Origin of the sequence: Pedobacter jamesrossensis (assembly GCF_042650905.1) — a bacterium.
GTDB classification, from domain to species: domain Bacteria; phylum Bacteroidota; class Bacteroidia; order Sphingobacteriales; family Sphingobacteriaceae; genus Pedobacter; species Pedobacter jamesrossensis.
Genome location: NZ_JBHSBY010000142.1, coordinates 49,436 through 65,282, shown reverse-complemented (window position 1 = coordinate 65,282; position 15,847 = coordinate 49,436). Strand labels below are relative to the sequence as shown.

The 15,847-nt window shown below is 34.8% G+C and carries 17 protein-coding genes; 4 read left to right on the top strand and 13 right to left on the bottom strand.

Translation table 11 applies throughout. The features are described from left to right. Positions 1 to 116: 116 nt before the first annotated feature. Together ACFOUY_RS18610 and ACFOUY_RS18605 are read right to left on the bottom strand one after the other, a co-directional pair. A complete protein-coding gene (locus ACFOUY_RS18610; RefSeq protein WP_378962762.1) occupies positions 117 to 2,432 on the bottom strand; it encodes a TonB-dependent receptor in 2,316 nt (771 codons plus the stop codon). A gap of 121 nt (positions 2,433 to 2,553) precedes the next feature. Next, positions 2,554 to 2,886 carry a hypothetical protein gene (locus ACFOUY_RS18605; RefSeq protein WP_378962761.1) on the bottom strand — a complete coding sequence of 111 codons (333 nt, stop codon included), beginning with the start codon at positions 2,884 to 2,886 and terminating at the stop codon, positions 2,554 to 2,556. A gap of 85 nt (positions 2,887 to 2,971) precedes the next feature. Here ACFOUY_RS18605 and ACFOUY_RS18600 point away from each other — a divergent pair, with 85 nt between their 5' ends. Together ACFOUY_RS18600 and ACFOUY_RS18595 are read left to right on the top strand one after the other, a co-directional pair. Next, positions 2,972 to 3,544 (top strand): TlpA family protein disulfide reductase, encoded by a 573-nt coding sequence (locus ACFOUY_RS18600; RefSeq protein WP_378962760.1) that lies wholly within the window; start codon positions 2,972 to 2,974, stop codon positions 3,542 to 3,544. Positions 3,545 to 3,748: 204 nt separating this feature from the next. Next, entirely contained in the window at positions 3,749 to 4,807 is a 1,059-nt protein-coding gene (locus ACFOUY_RS18595) for a nucleoid-associated protein (RefSeq protein ID WP_378962758.1), read from the top strand. A 69-nt stretch (positions 4,808 to 4,876) separates the two neighbouring features. On the opposite strand, the gene ACFOUY_RS18590 is transcribed toward ACFOUY_RS18595, so the two are convergent. From ACFOUY_RS18590 to ACFOUY_RS18565, 6 genes are all read right to left on the bottom strand, one after another. Further along, complete coding sequence (locus ACFOUY_RS18590) at positions 4,877 to 6,223, bottom strand: DUF58 domain-containing protein (protein ID WP_378962757.1); 1,347 nt, start codon at positions 6,221 to 6,223, stop codon at positions 4,877 to 4,879. A 79-nt stretch (positions 6,224 to 6,302) separates the two neighbouring features. Next, on the bottom strand, positions 6,303 to 7,280 hold the full coding sequence (locus ACFOUY_RS18585; RefSeq protein WP_378962756.1) for an AAA family ATPase: 978 nt from the start codon (positions 7,278 to 7,280) through the stop codon (positions 6,303 to 6,305). Further along, the gene (locus tag ACFOUY_RS18580) at positions 7,261 to 8,454 is read right to left on the bottom strand and encodes a DUF4350 domain-containing protein (RefSeq protein ID WP_378962755.1); all 1,194 of its coding nucleotides are present in this window, start codon (positions 8,452 to 8,454) and stop codon (positions 7,261 to 7,263) included. The genes ACFOUY_RS18585 and ACFOUY_RS18580 overlap by 20 nt, the downstream gene beginning before the upstream one ends. Further along, a complete protein-coding gene (locus tag ACFOUY_RS18575) occupies positions 8,451 to 9,176 on the bottom strand; it encodes a DUF4129 domain-containing protein (RefSeq protein ID WP_378962753.1) in 726 nt (241 codons plus the stop codon). Before ACFOUY_RS18575 ends, ACFOUY_RS18580 begins: the two co-directional genes overlap by 4 nt. 1 nt (position 9,177) lies before the next feature. After that, positions 9,178 to 10,065, bottom strand: coding sequence for a hypothetical protein (locus ACFOUY_RS18570; RefSeq protein ID WP_378962752.1), 888 nt, complete (start codon positions 10,063 to 10,065; stop codon positions 9,178 to 9,180). 6 nt (positions 10,066 to 10,071) lie between these two features. Beyond that, positions 10,072 to 11,019: a stage II sporulation protein M gene (locus tag ACFOUY_RS18565; protein ID WP_378962751.1), complete on the bottom strand. Its 948-nt coding sequence runs from the start codon at positions 11,017 to 11,019 to the stop codon at positions 10,072 to 10,074. A gap of 177 nt (positions 11,020 to 11,196) precedes the next feature. Between ACFOUY_RS18565 and ACFOUY_RS18560 the strand changes: the two genes are divergently transcribed. Then, positions 11,197 to 11,937, top strand: a complete 741-nt coding sequence (locus ACFOUY_RS18560; protein ID WP_378962750.1) for an RDD family protein — start codon at positions 11,197 to 11,199, stop codon at positions 11,935 to 11,937. On the opposite strand, the gene ACFOUY_RS18555 is transcribed toward ACFOUY_RS18560, so the two are convergent. The 5 genes from ACFOUY_RS18555 to ACFOUY_RS18535 all read right to left on the bottom strand — a co-directional run bounded on the left by ACFOUY_RS18555 (position 11,934) and on the right by ACFOUY_RS18535 (position 15,177). Next, complete coding sequence (locus ACFOUY_RS18555; RefSeq protein ID WP_378962748.1) at positions 11,934 to 12,269, bottom strand: DUF2752 domain-containing protein; 336 nt, start codon at positions 12,267 to 12,269, stop codon at positions 11,934 to 11,936. The genes ACFOUY_RS18560 and ACFOUY_RS18555 overlap by 4 nt on opposite strands. Beyond that, positions 12,269 to 12,772, bottom strand: coding sequence for a DUF5684 domain-containing protein (locus ACFOUY_RS18550; protein ID WP_378962747.1), 504 nt, complete (start codon positions 12,770 to 12,772; stop codon positions 12,269 to 12,271). The genes ACFOUY_RS18555 and ACFOUY_RS18550 overlap by 1 nt, the downstream gene beginning before the upstream one ends. A gap of 81 nt (positions 12,773 to 12,853) precedes the next feature. Next, positions 12,854 to 13,579 (bottom strand): SGNH/GDSL hydrolase family protein, encoded by a 726-nt coding sequence (locus ACFOUY_RS18545; RefSeq protein ID WP_378962746.1) that lies wholly within the window; start codon positions 13,577 to 13,579, stop codon positions 12,854 to 12,856. A 164-nt stretch (positions 13,580 to 13,743) separates the two neighbouring features. After that, complete coding sequence (gene lipB / locus ACFOUY_RS18540; RefSeq protein WP_378962745.1) at positions 13,744 to 14,493, bottom strand: lipoyl(octanoyl) transferase LipB; 750 nt, start codon at positions 14,491 to 14,493, stop codon at positions 13,744 to 13,746. Positions 14,494 to 14,523: 30 nt separating this feature from the next. Continuing rightward, positions 14,524 to 15,177: a 4'-phosphopantetheinyl transferase family protein gene (locus ACFOUY_RS18535; RefSeq protein WP_378962743.1), complete on the bottom strand. Its 654-nt coding sequence runs from the start codon at positions 15,175 to 15,177 to the stop codon at positions 14,524 to 14,526. 71 nt (positions 15,178 to 15,248) lie between these two features. Between ACFOUY_RS18535 and dcd the strand changes: the two genes are divergently transcribed. Next, complete coding sequence (gene dcd, locus ACFOUY_RS18530) at positions 15,249 to 15,785, top strand: dCTP deaminase (RefSeq protein WP_378962742.1); 537 nt, start codon at positions 15,249 to 15,251, stop codon at positions 15,783 to 15,785. Positions 15,786 to 15,847 lie beyond the last annotated feature (62 nt).

Here is a 15,847-nt window from a genome sequence, read left to right as displayed (position 1 = left end):
GAAGTACGAATAAAAAAAAATCTAAATCCTTTCCGGCTTAATTTATTACTATAACAAGAAGTCCAGCAGTTTTGGACTGCTGGACTTCTATTCTTAATGGAGACGATTTTCCTCTTTTATTTTACCAAGGTAAATGGCACATATAAACCGAAGGTGATATTTCTACCAGTATTATAAACACCTAGATTTGGGTTTTCATAATCAAAACGACCAGGTTTAAATCTGCTTAAAGCGTCATAATATTTCTGGTTAAGTAAATTATTACCGGATACGGATAACTTAATTGGCTGCTTACCTAAATTGAAAGTTGCACCAATACCTGCATTTAATAGCGTGTAACCACTTGTAGGTGTTTCAAAAACATCATCAACACGTGTTTGCTTAAATGCAGAATTAATCCCAACCGATAAATAAGCATCGTTTGTGCCTTTTAACTTAGGTTCGAAACGTAACTCATTTCTTAAAGTTGCTGCCGGAATAAAAGCCAACGGCCTGTTTAAAGTGCTATTTTCAGCATGAACATAACCAAATGTATTTTCGAAATGTATAAAAGAAACCGGGTGAATGGTTAAACTGGCTTCAGCACCATAAAGATTTGCATTAACCTGTCCGTAACGGTAAACCGGATATTGGTCACCTTCAGCCATAATGGTTTCCCCATTGTTCGAAGCATAAATAAAATTATGAACATAGTTATTGTAAATGCTTGCGCTTGCGCTCACAATTTTGCCTTCGTACTCTAATGCAGCATCGACCTGGTAGCTGCGCTCAGGACTAAGATTTGTGTTGCCAATTTCATAGCGATAAGTACCTTCGTGCACACCGTTCGAGGCTAATTCTGCTGGGTTTGGTGCACGAAAGGCAGAACCTGCATTCGCTTTAAAGTTCCATTCTTCATTAAACTGATGCGTAAAGCCTAAAGCACCACTCACATTTGAAAACTTATTTTGGAAAGGCGCAAATAACTCATCGCCATCTACAAATAGTTGTTTGCCGTTGTTTTTGCGATAATCGTAACGAGCACCTAAGCTAAAGGTATTGTTATCCCAGTTTTTCTTCGCGAAAGCAAAAACACCAATTCCGTAAGTATTATAATCAGGAATTAAATATTCGATTCCTTTATTCTGACTTTTACCAGCATCTGCACTAATACCGAAAACGGGCTGCCATCCATTGGTTTCGTGGATGTAATATTTTAAATCTGCGTTATAAGTTTTAAGGTCGAAGAACAACGATGGTTCTGGTCCGTCTTCTAATTCGCGACGTTGGTTTTGCTGATAACCGAAATCGGCCTTTAAGTTGCCATTTCCTAGAACGAAGTTATTATTTAGCGCAATTTTAAAATGTCTGATATCCTGACGGGGATAATCTAAATCTCTGCTTTTGTAGTCAGAAGTAATGAATGCTTCGCCGTCTTCTTTAACAAAATTTCCATTAGCATCTAAAGTTGGCTCATAGAAACCAATATTGTTACGAAAACTCGAAACATTTAAGTGCGTATAACCCCAGCTTTTGTTTAAGCCAACCATACCACTTAAATCGGTTTCGTTAAAGCCCGAGTTAGGGAAATAACCTGTTGGCGTTTTAAAAGAATAGGCATTTTTGTACGTTCCACGAGCTCTCCAAACAAAACCGTTTTCGTTACCATTTAACATTAAGGAGTTAGCGGTAAGGCCATTGTTTGTAGAATAATTTGAGATGAATTCACCTTTAACTTGTCCTTCTGGTGCTGAGCTTGGCTCTAAGAGGTTGATTACGCCGCCAAGTGCATCAGAACCATACATTAAAGATGCTGCGCCACGCAAGACCTCAATTCTATCTGATTTAAACTGGTCTATTTCTATTCCATGCTCATCGCCCCATTGCTGGCCTTGCTGCTTAATGCCATCATCTAAAGTTACAATACGGTTGTAACCTAAGCCTCGAATTACGGGTTTTGAAATTGACGGGCCTGTTGTAATTTGCGAAACGCCAGGAATTCTAGTCAAGGCATCAATTATATTTGTTGATGGTTGTAAAAGCTGATCTTTACCCACCACGGCAGATGAAGCACTATTTCGTTTGCTTGTACTACTAATTAAACTCCCTGTAATTACAACTTCTTTAGTTTCTATTGCTGTAGCTTGCAAAGCAAACTCTAAGCCAGCTGTACTAGTAAAATTAACAATTTGAGTTGCTGTTTTGTAACCGATAAAATGTACTTCAACCAGATAACTTCCCTTGGATGGAAGGTTATTTAATGTAAATTCTCCATCAGCATTGGTAACTGCGGTAACTTTTAAATCCGGGATAAATATAGTTGCACCAGGCAATGTTTGTTTATTACTGGCATCGATAACTTTACCTTTTATGTCTTTAAGTACATTTGCAAAAGCAGTAGTAGTTAATAATGTATATAGAATTACAAAGCCTATAAGCTGTAATTTTTTCATGATTTGCGTATTTTGAATAATCAGAAATAGCCAAAACAAAAGCGCTGTAGCGACCTTGCTTTAGTATCTCGTAAATAAATAAAGATTTGGTTCAGCAAAGAATTGCTGTAAGCTGAAAAAATTATGCTATAGGAGGTCCGCGTAGGGATGTACGCTTAATTTCAGTATAAAAACTTTTTATTACAGGGCTAGCCTGGCTAAATATTTTTGCTGAAAAATATATTTTGTAAAGGTGATGTGTTTGAACGTAGTTTTTTTCGAAACCAGCATTACAAATTAAGCAATTATCGGCATGAGCCTGAACATGACTTAAATGTTTGCAGTTAATTTCCTTAGTAATTACAGGAACTGGTTGATGATGGTGTAATAAATTCCAGGGCGTTAAAGCAATAGCAAAAACCGTCAGCATTAATGCTGATAATAATCGGGTAATATGTTGCTTATGCTTTTTCAATTTGCCAAAAGTAACAATTAGTATTCAATTATATACCTTTGTAAGGTAACATTGCTTTTATAGTGTTTATAAAATGATATTTAGGATGAAATTCATCAAGAAAAATATATTCAATACCATATTTGTCGCAATTCTTTTAGTAATCGTTTTTGTACCCGATGCAAAAGCATTTTTTTTAAAAGGATTAATGGAAATTGGTTTCTATTCACCAAAGGTTGAGGAAACTAAAATCGAGGTTGCAAATCTTTCTGGTATTAGGTTTAAAAATGTAAAAGGCGAATTGGTTGATTTGGGTGAACTGAAGGGCAAAGTAATTTTCTTAAACTTTTGGGCAACCTGGTGTCCGCCGTGCAGGGCAGAAATGCCTTCGTTGAATAAGCTCTATAACCAGTTTAAAAACGACTCGAATATTGTTTTCCTATTTGCTGATGCAGATGGCGATTTGCTAAAATCGGCTAAATTCATGACTGATAGAAAATATGAAATGCCAGTTTATAAAGTTGAGAGCGATGTGCCAGAACAAATTTTTACTGGCTCGCTGCCAACTACATTAATTTTTGATAAGCAAGGACGAATATCTTTTAAACATGAAGGCGTTGCTAATTACTTTGATAAGAAATTTATAGATTTTTTGAACAAATTAAAAGTTTCAGAATAATTGGAAACCTTGCCAGGTGTTAATGGATTAGCATTGGTTTTGCAATTTAAACTTGATGGGAACGGCAGCCTCCGATTTTTCTATCGAAGCTATTGCAAAAGGCAGGACATCTCAAGCCGATAAGCACTGCAATTGCTTATCAAATGATTAATACAATTACAAAAATTGGAATTAAACTCGCTATTTATTTCGTTAATTTGCCGCATGATTTCATTTTTCGAAGCTTCGTTAAAGCAACTTTCTATACACCATACAGGCAATAAATTGCTTGATGAATACTATAAATTATCTGATGAACCATTAAAAATTGAGGATGAATTATTAGGCAATTTATTAATGCAATATTTCTTAAAGCCTTTTGAAAAGGTTAACGAAGTATATCGTTTTTACCATCCGAATGATAACTTGCAGCTGAATGAAGTTTTTCATTTCGCAAATGAAATTTTTGAAAACAATGCGCTTTTTCATGAGGATTCTCAGCAATTGGCCAAATACTTATATGATGTGGCAAACCATCCTAAAATTAAGTCGGGAGAAATGTATGTGGCATATTTTGAAAAGGTGCAGATTGAAGGTGAGCAGCTGGATGTTATTGGGATTTTTAAATCGGAAACGAAAGATACTTATCTAAAGGTTTTTCCGAAAGAAGATGGCTTTAATATGAGTTATGAGCAAGATGCCATCAGCATTAATAAATTGGATAAAGGCTGTTTAATTTTTAATGTTGATAAGGAAGAAGGTTACAAAGTTGTGGTTTTAGACCAGGCGAAAAGCAACAACGAAAGTGCTGTTTATTGGAAAGATGAGTTTTTGAAACTGAAAATCCGTAACGATAGTTATAACCAAACCAATAATGTTTTGGGCGTTTACAAAAACTTTGTAACCCAAAAAATGGATGATGAATATGAGATAAGCAAGGCTGATAAAATTGATTTGCTCAATCGGTCGATGAAATATTTTAAGGAGAAAGAAACATTCGATATTGAGGAATTTGGTAATGAGGTTATTGGCAATGCTGAAGGAATAGAATCTTTTAAAAATTATAAAAAGAACTACGAAGAAGAGTACGAAAGTCCGATTGCAGATAGTTTTGAGATTGCAGAATCGGCAGTTAAAAAACAAGCTCGTGCTTATAAAAGTGTTTTAAAACTGGATAAGAATTTCCACATTTATATTCATGGCAATAAGGATATGATTGAGAAAGGTTATGACGATGATAAATCTATGAACTTTTATAAGGTTTATTTTAGGGAAGAGGAGTAAAGTGTTTTTAAGCTTCTTTATTTTAATTGATTTGTGAGGACACACACGATGGATGTGAACCTAACTCAATTATATTTTCTGCTGAGCTTTTAATGCCAAGTACTGATTAATTACGTTAACAGTTAGTTTTTGCTGTGGAGTTAGAATAGAAAGTATACCATACTTTTTCAGTTCGAGCGCCATTAATTTCTTTTCGTAAATAAACTTTTCGGCAATTGTTTTATGGTAAATACCCTCAACATCTTTTGCTGGCTCTGTACTTAAGCTTTTTAGCTCTGTATTTTCAAAGAACACTACAACAAGTAGATGATATTTCGAAATTCGTTTCAGGTAAGGCATTTGCCGTTGCAGCGCAGATAAACTTTCGAAATTGGTAAAGAAAACGAGAAGACTTCTCTGCTTAACAACGTTTCTGATGGAGCTATATAAAGCTTCCATGTTACTTTCGAGGTAACGGGTTTTTTCTTTGTATAAAACCCGAATAATATGACCAAGTTGAGAGGCTTTTCTATCAGCAGGTATAATCGAGCCAATAGTTTCGGATAAGGTAATTAAACCTGCTTTATCCTGTTTAAGCATGGCAACTTTTGATAAGGCAACACTTGCGTTAATTGCATAATCAAGTAGGCTTAAACCTTCAAATGGCATTCGCATTACTCTCGATTTATCTACTATACAATAAACATTTTGCGAGCGCTCATCGGTATAGGTATTTACCATTAAACCGCCTTTTCGTGCAGTAGCTTTCCAGTTTATGGTGCGTATATCATCGCCACCAACGTAGTTTTTAATCTGATCGAATTCTGAACTCTGCCCTATTTTTCTAATTTTTTTGATGCCAAACTCTGTTAAGTTGCGAGATATTGCCATCAATTCATATTGACCCAAATTGATGAATGAAGGATAAACTGGAAGAATCTGAGCGCCGTCAAAATTGTATCTTTTATTTACAAAACCCAGTGGTGAGCCTGTGTAAGCCCTGATAAAACCAAAATCGTATTCGCCACGTTTGGTTGGGCGTAAGTTGTAGTGAATAGACTTTAGCTCGTAAGGTTTTAGTGCCAGTTTAAAATCCTTATCACGTAGTTGAAATTGAAAAGGAACTTCATCAATAACACGAAGCTTAACGCCAAAACCGTATCTGTTTTTCAGCAAGATTTCGATTGGATTTTCATCGCCATTACTTAATCTTTTAGCTGTTATTCTTTTTGCTTCAATGCCGTTTTCGTTTCGGTATAAAATAAAAATATCAAGGAAAAGTAAAACGAATGTGACACCGCTTGCAATCTCTGGAATTTCGCCGAGCCAATTGAAAAAGAACTTTAAAACAAAAAGCAAAACACAGCAAGCTAACGCGACGAATAAACGATCGGTTAGAAATAGATTGGCATAATATTGCTGAAATATTTTTTTCAAGTGTTTAGATTTTTATCCTTCAACAAGTTTAAGCTGACAGGTTTTTCTTGGAACTGTAAATTGACAACTGTTAACTACTTTATCTTGGTACTTCTATTCTCTTAATAATTTGATTTACCACATCTGTTGTGGTTATGCCCTCCATTTCTTTCTCTGGAGATAAAATAATACGATGTGCTAAAACCGGAACTGCAACGGTAATAATATCATCTGGAGTTACAAAATCGCGGTTTTGAATGGCTGCCAAAGCTTTTGCACTATGTACAATTGCTAGTGAGGCTCTAGGCGAAGCACCTAGATAAAGTGAAGAATTATTACGGGTTTCGTTAACGATTTTTGCAATAAATTCAAGCAATTTTGGTTCTACAAATAAACCTCTGATAATACTTCTTGCTTCTTGAATTTGCTGAACAGAAAGCACCGGTTTTACCTCGTTCAACAATGTTTTATTAACTAAAGTATGTTGGGCTAATAAAATTTCTGTTTCTTCTTCCAGTGATGGATATTTTACCTCAATTTTAAACAAAAACCTGTCTAACTGTGCCTCTGGTAAACGATAAGTTCCTTCTTGCTCAATTGGATTTTGCGTAGCCAAAACCATAAAAGGTTCATCCATTTGGTAAGTTGTTCCATCAATTGTAACCTGGCGTTCTTCCATTACTTCGAATAATGCTGATTGTGTTTTTGCCGGAGCACGATTAATCTCATCAACTAAAATTATATTACCAAAAATGGGACCTTTTCGAAACTCAAAGTCGCCGGTTTTAGTATTGAAAATTGGAGTTCCTAAAACATCAGAAGGCATTAAATCGGGCGTAAATTGCACTCTTGAGAACCGGGCATCGATAGATTTTGCAAGTAATTTGGCACTTAAAGTTTTTGCAACTCCAGGCACACCTTCAATTAATATATGTCCGTCGGCAAGCAAGCCCACAATTAAAAAATCGATGACTTGCTTTTGCCCTACGATGATGTTGCCAAGTACAGTTCTGATTTGAGTTACCGCTTCATTCAAAGCGCTTAAATCAGTACGTTGGTTAAATTGTTCCTGCTCCATTAGGTTTAGTATTTTTATAAAATTGTTCTATAATATCGTTCAGGTTAATTAATTCGCCGTCGCCAAAGCTATTTGCCAAAGGAATTTGCATGAAATACCTGGTTATGTTTTTAGCCATCGGCTCATTTATCCCCGTTTTTAATCTCAATATCTCAGCGAAATTGGCATCAATTTCATTGGTTTTTAGGTAATATCTGCTGCGCAAATGTTCCATTAAATAGTTAATTTTCTTTTTAGCAATATCTAAATTATTTCGCTCGTGGTAATATACGCTGCCTACAACATTCGCAAATGCAACAGAAGTATTGGTATAGGGATCGGCTATTGGAATAATGCGCTGCCTGCGTTTTATATCATAAAAAACAAAAAGCAACAAACTGAAAATACAGAGGTAATAAGCATATTCTAATTCAGGATGTTCAAAGAAAACCCTTAACATATCCTTTTCGCCAGTTTTTACAATGGTCGAATATTCATCGAAAATTATTGTTTCCGAGCCTTGTAAATAGCTTAATGATTTGGCTGCATATTCTGCCCCATATTTATCAAGCAAATTAAAATTACTGTAGAAACCAGGTCCTGCAATTAAGTAAAGAGAACCTTTGCCGTAACTATATTTGACAAAATTTGGGTTGTTAGTTGAGTTAACACCTAAAATGGTTGACTTGCTGGTATCTATTTTGCTGAAATAATTATTGCCAATCCCTTTTTCAAAACCGTAATTTACAACGGTTTTAAGGTTTGGATTGGTAAAATTAATCGAACTACCATCGCTTGTAAATTGCATCGATAAATCGAGTTTTAAAATTTTTCTGGCATATTTCCCTAAATCATAGCTTGCGATGAAAACACTGTTTCCCTCGAACATATATTTTTTAAGTTGCTCGAAATCAGTTTTAGTGATGTTAACCTGTGGTGCAACAACTAGGTATGCACTATTCTTAAATCCTTTCCCTTTGAGTGTATTGTAAAATGGCTGGTTGGAATTTATAAGTTTTGCTTTCGGACAAATATCTTTTATCCGGTCATACAAGATGAAAGTTCCGTAAGGAATTTTATCTTTCTTTAGGTAAGATGGCGACCAATCTGTTGGTGTTGGTTTGTTAAATTGAGCAACGAGATAAACCAATATTAGTATAATACCGATGGCAAAATATATTTTATATCCTCTCATTTAATCTGCGAATTAAAATGGTTAAAGGATTTATTTATTGGCTCGAAAGTTTCTGCATCTACAGGGAAATCGCCATACCAGATGTAATCAAATTGATGCGTTAACTGACTAAATTCGCTTTTAATTTCTGGTTTACTAATTTCTGTTAAATAGTTGTAATTCGTTTTTTCTGGCTGCCATTGAATAATTTCTGCATCTGTTAATTTTTTCAATGTACGCAAGTATAGTAAGCGAACCGCAAGGCGATATTTTCCTTGTTCAACCAAATTTCTAATTTCGCTTTCGTAATCTATTTCGTGGATGTTTTCATTTAAAATATCGTAAGGCAAAGTAATTTCTTTAGATTTTTTACTGAAGATATTTTCTGCGCCAATTATCTTTATTACAATATAAACCAATATGGCTACGCCCAAACCAATAAAGAAATATTTTGATACTGGATTTGAAGCTGCACCTTGAAATAAGTCGCCAATCATTTGCCAAAACCACATCCAAAACCTATCCCAAAGTGACAAATCTCTTATTTGTGCAACATCATATTTAAAAGCACTTTGTTTAGAATACGCTAATAATGCCTCTTTATTAAATTTTGCTGCTGTTATTTTGCTGCTATCTATCTTAAGCGGATATTTTGTTTTCGTCTCTAAATTTTGAGCATAGTTATTTAATGAAGCAAAAAGCAACCCTAAAACGACCGAAAATTTAAAGATAAGTTTTGGCATTCTAATATTCTTCTGGTCTGGTATCAGTCGGTTTTTCTGTCGTACCGAAATTAGAAATACGTTCCATTAAACCGGCACTTTCTTTTTGCTCTACCAAGCTGAAATATGATAGTGTAATGGTTACAATTGGGATAATTGTGCAAACCTGACAAAGGTATTGAAGCACTGTACTTAGCATTGTAAAGAATAGCGACATTTGAGGTTTTCCGCCATGCGAGAATAATCCAATCATACTGAATAATGTTGTTGGCAATACAACCAGTGACATACAGGCGTAAACAATAATCCAGATGATAAATAATGTACCAAAGGTTAACCAGAAATTGTCTTTAACAATTTTAAAACTTCGGCTAAATGAATAGGATAGACTTCCGTTTTCGATAACCATAATTGGAAAGGTAATGGCTATGAATGGAAATAACCAGAAACCTGGTATAAGACAAAATAAGAATGCAACACCGAGCAATAGCATTAGCAAAAGGGAGCTTCCAAACACCCTGAAAAAGTAATGTTTAAAATATCCCCAAACCTCATCAGTTGTTGGCGTTTGATTTCCTTTCTGTACATAAATGGCAATGTATGATAAGGCGAAAACAGTTGTACTTGCATAACCAGCAATCGAGAAAAGAATGGCAAGAAAATATTCAAAGCCATAAAGGCTCCCGAATCCAAATGGATTTCTACCGCTTGCAATATTAATATTGTTAATCATGTTAACGGTTTTGTATTGCTGCATTAGCATAGAAAGCATTCCTCCTAATACAAAAAGACCACAAAAAATAAAATAATTTTTTACTAGTGGCTTAAAATTCTGGCGAATGAAAGTAAAGGTATCATTTATTATTTGGCCGAAATCTCTGATTTTTTTAAATTCTATTTTTAAAAGCATAATATTTTAGATGAGGGTTTTCTTGTAAATTTTAGTAGGGTAAATAAAAACATACCAGATAATAAATGCTGCAGATACAAGTAAAATAAGACCACTTAGCCACATTGGCATTTCAGTGTGTCGAGTAATAAAACTTTCGAAAAATGCAGCAACAATAAAAATTGGCACCAAACCCAATACGATTTTTAAACCATCTTTTGCGCCTTTTAAAATCGAAGCTTTTCGAGTATAAGTTTTAGGGAATAACATACTGTTTCCTAAAACTAAACCTGCTGCTCCGGCTAAAACAATTGCCGATATTTCTAAAGTTCCATGTATCCAAATAACCAAAACAGACTCGAAGCCTAAGCCTTTGCTAAAAAAGAAATATTGAAAAGAGCCAAGCATTACACCATTTCGGAAAAGCGAAACGATGGAACCGAAGGAAAAAATAACGCCCAAAACAAAGGTGTAAATGGCAACAAAAATATTATTCGAACCAATTTGAATGAACATTAAAAGCGGATTTTCTTGCTTGTAAACGCCAAACGGATCGCCTTTAGAAATGTTGTCATTCGTCATGTTTACATAACCATCGCCCAAAATTAATCTTATAAATGTATCATCGTACTTAGCAGATATGGCACCAATTGCGCAAGAAACTAAGAAAAAAACAAGGGCGTAAATAATCTGCTTTTTATGCTCAAGGAAAATTAAGGGTAATTCCGTTCTCCAAAAATTAACAAATCTGTTCGATTTTTCTTTCTTGTTTTTATATACAGAGCGGTGAAGTTTAGATGCTAAGCCGTTTAGGTAAGCTGTAGTTTTAGAATTTGGATAAAAAGTTTTTGAATAAGCGAGGTCGTTTGTTATTTCTAAAAATCTATCGGCTAATTCATCAGGATTTGCCTCTTGCATCCCGTCAAAGTGTTTCCACTTTTCAGTATTCTGTTTTACAAATAAAGCTTCTCTCATTAGTGATTACTCAAATCTTGGGTTAAAATAGTTTAATTTTTTATGGTTACAAAAAATAGGTAACAAAAGATAAAATTATAGCAGAACGATTTTATTGCTTAAGCTGATAAAGCTTCATCGGTTATTTTTTAAAATTTGAATAACATCTTTCTGCATAAAAAAAATTATGTTTGAAATATGGAAACCATCAGGATTAGCACCGCTCAAAACGTAGATATCGATTATGAAGTTGCCGGTTTAGGTGAGCGAATTGTAGCTCGATTAATCGATTTGGCAGGTTTTGCAATATTATACATAGTTGTGTTTATTTTAATGATCGTTTCTTTCCGAACTTCAGGCACTTTGGGCATTGTATTGCTTATAATTTTCCTGGTGATTTTTATCTTTTATGATTTGGTTTGCGAAGTTGCAATGGATGGACAAACCTTTGGCAAAAAGATTATGAAAATAAAGGTAATTAGTCTTGATGGCGGTCAGCCAACATTCGGACAATACTTAATGCGATGGATTTTTAGAATTGTAGATTTTGGGTTTATGTTTGGCTGGGGACTTGTAGCGCTGGTTTGTGTTGCGGTATCTAAAAATCATCAAAGGGTTGGCGATATGCTGGCTAAAACAACATTAATTAAAACAGTTCCAAGAACAAAAATTGATAATGTTGCTTTCGGATTCACCTTGCCGGGAGATTACCAGCCAATTTTTAAAGAAGTATTGCATCTAAACGATAGAGAAGCAGAATTAATTTTCGAGGTTTTAAATGGCTTCTATAAAACTGGAAACACCGAATTAATTTATGCGATGGCAGCCAAAACTAAAGAGCATATTGCAGTTACTATACCAGCCGGGATGAACGAATTACAGTTTTTGGAAACCGTGATGAAAGATTATAACCATTTAACAGCAAGTATGGGTATTTAACGAATAACCGTTTTATGTAGATAAACGAGAACCACGAAATTGCCAACTAGAATTACAAGTATCTTAAATACTATAGCCTTACTTTTTATTTTGAATTTATAGAGAATTGCAGCTGTAATAAAAAGAAATATCAATGGAGTTGTTGGTGGATATATCGACCAGCTTTTTTCAAAATTTCCCTGAATAAGTTCAATAAAAGATCTCTGAAAACCACATCCCGGGCAATCTATTCCTGTTAAATATTTAAAAGGGCAAGGTATTAAATGATTTTGCAGCCAATCAAAAGAATTGATTAGGCTGCAAAAAAAAGGTAAAAATATTACTGACAACATTAAACTACAGGCGGAGTTGGTGGCGTGTCGTTAGGATTATTGAATGGGTTATTTTGATTTCCAAATGGATTATTCGGATTGTTGAATGGATTATTGCCAAAACCACCATTTTGAGCTTCAGCGGCAGATGGCCCTAAGTATTTAGCACTCCCAAAACCTAAAAGTGGCCAAAAGATAAATGGGAATATTACCATTCCTACTGTAAAACCTTCTGATTTACCAAAGCTTTTACTTACTAAGTTGTAAAGCCATACCATAAATACAATGTTTACGCAAGGAATAAGCAGCCAGAGTATCCAAATCATTGGTTTGCCAACAATTTCTAATAAAATAATTAAATTATAGATAGGGATTATTGCTGCCCAGCCAGGTTTCCCTGCTTTTTCGAAAACTTTCCACATTCCAACAATTAGAACAACAATAATTGCCAGATAGATAATAATTACTCCTGCACCAATTCCCGCGGCTATTCCGCTACTTTCGTAAGATTCGTACTCATTCATAGGTTCTAAGTTTTAGTTTAATTTAAATAGTTAACCTAAATTAGAATTTTTAAACTAAAAACAGAATAAGCTGATATTAAATTATTTAAGTGCTGCTGAAATTTTTGGTGTTAATGCATTAACCCAATTGCGATACATTTTTCCGCTAGGGTGTAAGCCATCTTCAGCAATTAAAGAAGTATCATTTGCCGCCATTCTAGAGTCGGTAGTGATGTTTGTGAAACTCACGCCTGCATCACTTGTAATTTTTTCAGCTGCGGTATTAAAGGCATCAATTTCAGTTGCTATAGTTTGAGCAGATTTAGGGCCGTTTTTTGCAAAAGGTGTTACGCCCCAATCGGGGATAGAGATTACAAAAACCCTGGTCTTTCTGCCACCAGAAAAATCAATAGCAGTTTGCAAAAGTTCCGAAAACTCTTTTTTGTAAGTTTCGATAGCGTAACCTCTGTATTGATTGTTAACACCAATTAGTAAAGTTACGATGTCATATTTCTGGGTAATTTTTGCTTGCTTAATAGCACCTTGTAATTCGTCGGTTGTCCATCCGGTTACGGCAATAATTTTTGGTATTTCAATAGTTAAGCCTTCTGTCTTTAGCACATCTTTTAATTGATATGGAAAAGATTCTGATTGCTTAACGGATTCGCCAATGGTATAAGAATCGCCCAATGCTAGATAAGTAAAGCTACCAGTAGTATTTGTGGTTACGAAAACATTAGCAGCAGGTTCAGCAATTGGCATGGGTTTTTCTTTAGTGCAGGCCGAAGATAATAAAGAAAATAAAATGATGCCATTTAAAGTTTTCATAACTTAATTTACGCAAAACCGTTGCGGTTAGATCTAAGCCTATGAAATTTCCTTTTTGGTGCTTTTCTAGCCTTAACGATTGAGGCGGCATCTCCCGATTTTCCATTGGGGATATAGCGGAAAGCATGTTAAAACGCCTAAATCATTCTTTAAATTCCCAGCGATTAGATTAGCTTCATTTTAAATAACTGAGCAATATGATTTTTTAGCTTGACTTTAACTTCTTCAATATCGGGTTTATAGCCTAATTCTTTTTCAAGAGAAGTAACTGCTTTATCATCAATACCACAAGGCACAATGTTTTTAAAATAATCTAAATCTACATTTACATTAAAGGCAAAACCATGCATAGTTACCCAGCGGCTGCATCGAACGCCCATTGCGCATATTTTGCGAGCCTTATCGTTATCAGCATCTAACCAAACCCCTGTATAACCAGGATAACGACCAGATTCTATGCCGTACTCTTTTAAGGTTAGAATTACAGCTTCTTCTAAAGTGCGCAGATATAAGTGTATATCTGTAAAAAAATTATCCAAATCTAAAATTGGATAGCCAACAATTTGACCCGGACCATGGTAGGTAATATCTCCGCCGCGGTTTATTTTGTAATAAGTGGCCTGCTTATCTTTAAGGCCTTGTTCATCTAACAATAAATTCTCTTGATGACCACTTTTGCCTAAAGTATAAACGTGTGGATGTTCATTAAAAATAAGATAATTTGGGGTAGTTAAATGAGTTCCATTAACTCTATTTTCTGATTTAATGGCTACAGTTTTGTTTAATAAATCTTCCTGTTTATCCCAGGCTTCCTGATAATCGGTCAAACCCCAATCAATAAATTGAGTTGGTACACCTTTTTCTTCAACAGAAGGAATTTCAGCAGAATTTTTTAAAGCAATATCTTTACTCATGTTTTGTTAATTGTAATCTGGAAACAGTTTTTAATCTTGAGGTGCTTGAACATACCCCAGCATATACCCATCTTTTGTTTTAAAATAATGCACGGTAAGTTCGCGTGTTCCGGTTGGTAATTCTACCAAGGCACTTAAGCTGCCGCCTTCGGTTTTTAACTTGAAAGGTTTGATATGGATGTGTTGCTTAAACTCCAACCCTTTTTTACCATGCCATTTATAAATCGCCTCTTTAGCGCACCAACAAATGTAAAGCCCTTCTGTATTATCGCCAATTTGCTTTTGAGCAAGCTCAACATCACTCAAAAACTTATGCTTAATGCTTTTTATCTTATGTTTAATTAATTCTATATCTACACCAACAGCATAATCTTTACTAATCATTACCGCAGCATAATCATAAGAATGACTTAAAGAAATTTTATAATCGAAATTGGTAAGGTAAGGTTTGCCATCTTCGTCAAACTGGCAATCGATATATTCTTCAGTTTTTAAAAGCTTTCTAAGTAAAAGACGCGTGCTAAGCCAATGAAGCAACCTTTTGCCATTATTAAATGAAGAGATAATATCCCATTCATGTTGCTTAAGCTGTAAGCCTGCCAACATCTCTTCTTCAGTTTCTTCAATTTTCCAAATTGCCAGAACCGAATGCTCATCAATATTTTTATTATAAACTATGGGCATTTATAAATTTGGGATTAGCATGCAATATTATCTTAAATAAATGATAATTTAGGCCAAAAATACGCATAAAAATGATATTATCAGATAAAAGGATTCTGGAAGAAATAGAGAAAGGAACAATTATTATAGAACCTTTTGATAGGGGTTGTTTGGGTACAAATTCGTACGATGTACATTTGGGTAAATATCTTGCTACCTATAAAAGTAGAGTACTCGATGCAAAAAAACACAATGAAATAGAGCATTTTGAAATTCCTAAAGATGGCTTTGTGCTTCATCCTGGGACACTATATTTAGGCGTCACCTTAGAATATACCGAAACTCATGGTCATGTTCCATTTTTAGAAGGTAAGAGCAGCACTGGTCGTTTAGGTATAGATATTCACGCTACTGCAGGAAAAGGCGATGTGGGTTTCTGTAATACCTGGACACTTGAAATTTCGGTGGCACAACCTGTAAAAATTTACGCCGGTATGCCAATTGGCCAGTTAATATATTTTGTTGTAGAAGGTAATATCGAAACAATGTACAACACAAAGGGCAATGCCAAGTACAATAATAAAACCACAAAACCTGTAGAAAGTATGATGTGGAAGAACAGTTTCTAACAGAAATAATTCATTTTATCTTCATAAAAATATGCCTCGGGTTTTGTACCTTGAGGCATATT

What these genes read in the sequence shown, in the direction of transcription:
- ACFOUY_RS18595 (WP_378962758.1), top strand. Translation starts at nt 3,749, where the DNA reads ATGATTTCATTTTTCGAAGCTTCGTTAAAGCAACTTTCTATACACCAT.
- ACFOUY_RS18545 (WP_378962746.1), bottom strand. Translation starts at nt 13,579, where the DNA reads ATGAAAACTTTAAATGGCATCATTTTATTTTCTTTATTATCTTCGGCC.
- ACFOUY_RS18575 (WP_378962753.1), bottom strand. Translation starts at nt 9,176, where the DNA reads ATGCCAAAACTTATCTTTAAATTTTCGGTCGTTTTAGGGTTGCTTTTT.
- dcd (WP_378962742.1), top strand. Translation starts at nt 15,249, where the DNA reads ATGATATTATCAGATAAAAGGATTCTGGAAGAAATAGAGAAAGGAACA.
- lipB (WP_378962745.1), bottom strand. Translation starts at nt 14,493, where the DNA reads ATGAGTAAAGATATTGCTTTAAAAAATTCTGCTGAAATTCCTTCTGTT.
- ACFOUY_RS18560 (WP_378962750.1), top strand. Translation starts at nt 11,197, where the DNA reads ATGGAAACCATCAGGATTAGCACCGCTCAAAACGTAGATATCGATTAT.
- ACFOUY_RS18565 (WP_378962751.1), bottom strand. Translation starts at nt 11,019, where the DNA reads ATGAGAGAAGCTTTATTTGTAAAACAGAATACTGAAAAGTGGAAACAC.
- ACFOUY_RS18585 (WP_378962756.1), bottom strand. Translation starts at nt 7,280, where the DNA reads ATGGAGCAGGAACAATTTAACCAACGTACTGATTTAAGCGCTTTGAAT.
- ACFOUY_RS18555 (WP_378962748.1), bottom strand. Translation starts at nt 12,269, where the DNA reads ATGTTGTCAGTAATATTTTTACCTTTTTTTTGCAGCCTAATCAATTCT.
- ACFOUY_RS18550 (WP_378962747.1), bottom strand. Translation starts at nt 12,772, where the DNA reads ATGAATGAGTACGAATCTTACGAAAGTAGCGGAATAGCCGCGGGAATT.
- ACFOUY_RS18600 (WP_378962760.1), top strand. Translation starts at nt 2,972, where the DNA reads ATGAAATTCATCAAGAAAAATATATTCAATACCATATTTGTCGCAATT.
- ACFOUY_RS18580 (WP_378962755.1), bottom strand. Translation starts at nt 8,454, where the DNA reads ATGAGAGGATATAAAATATATTTTGCCATCGGTATTATACTAATATTG.
- ACFOUY_RS18610 (WP_378962762.1), bottom strand. Translation starts at nt 2,432, where the DNA reads ATGAAAAAATTACAGCTTATAGGCTTTGTAATTCTATATACATTATTA.
- ACFOUY_RS18570 (WP_378962752.1), bottom strand. Translation starts at nt 10,065, where the DNA reads ATGCTTTTAAAAATAGAATTTAAAAAAATCAGAGATTTCGGCCAAATA.
- ACFOUY_RS18535 (WP_378962743.1), bottom strand. Translation starts at nt 15,177, where the DNA reads ATGCCCATAGTTTATAATAAAAATATTGATGAGCATTCGGTTCTGGCA.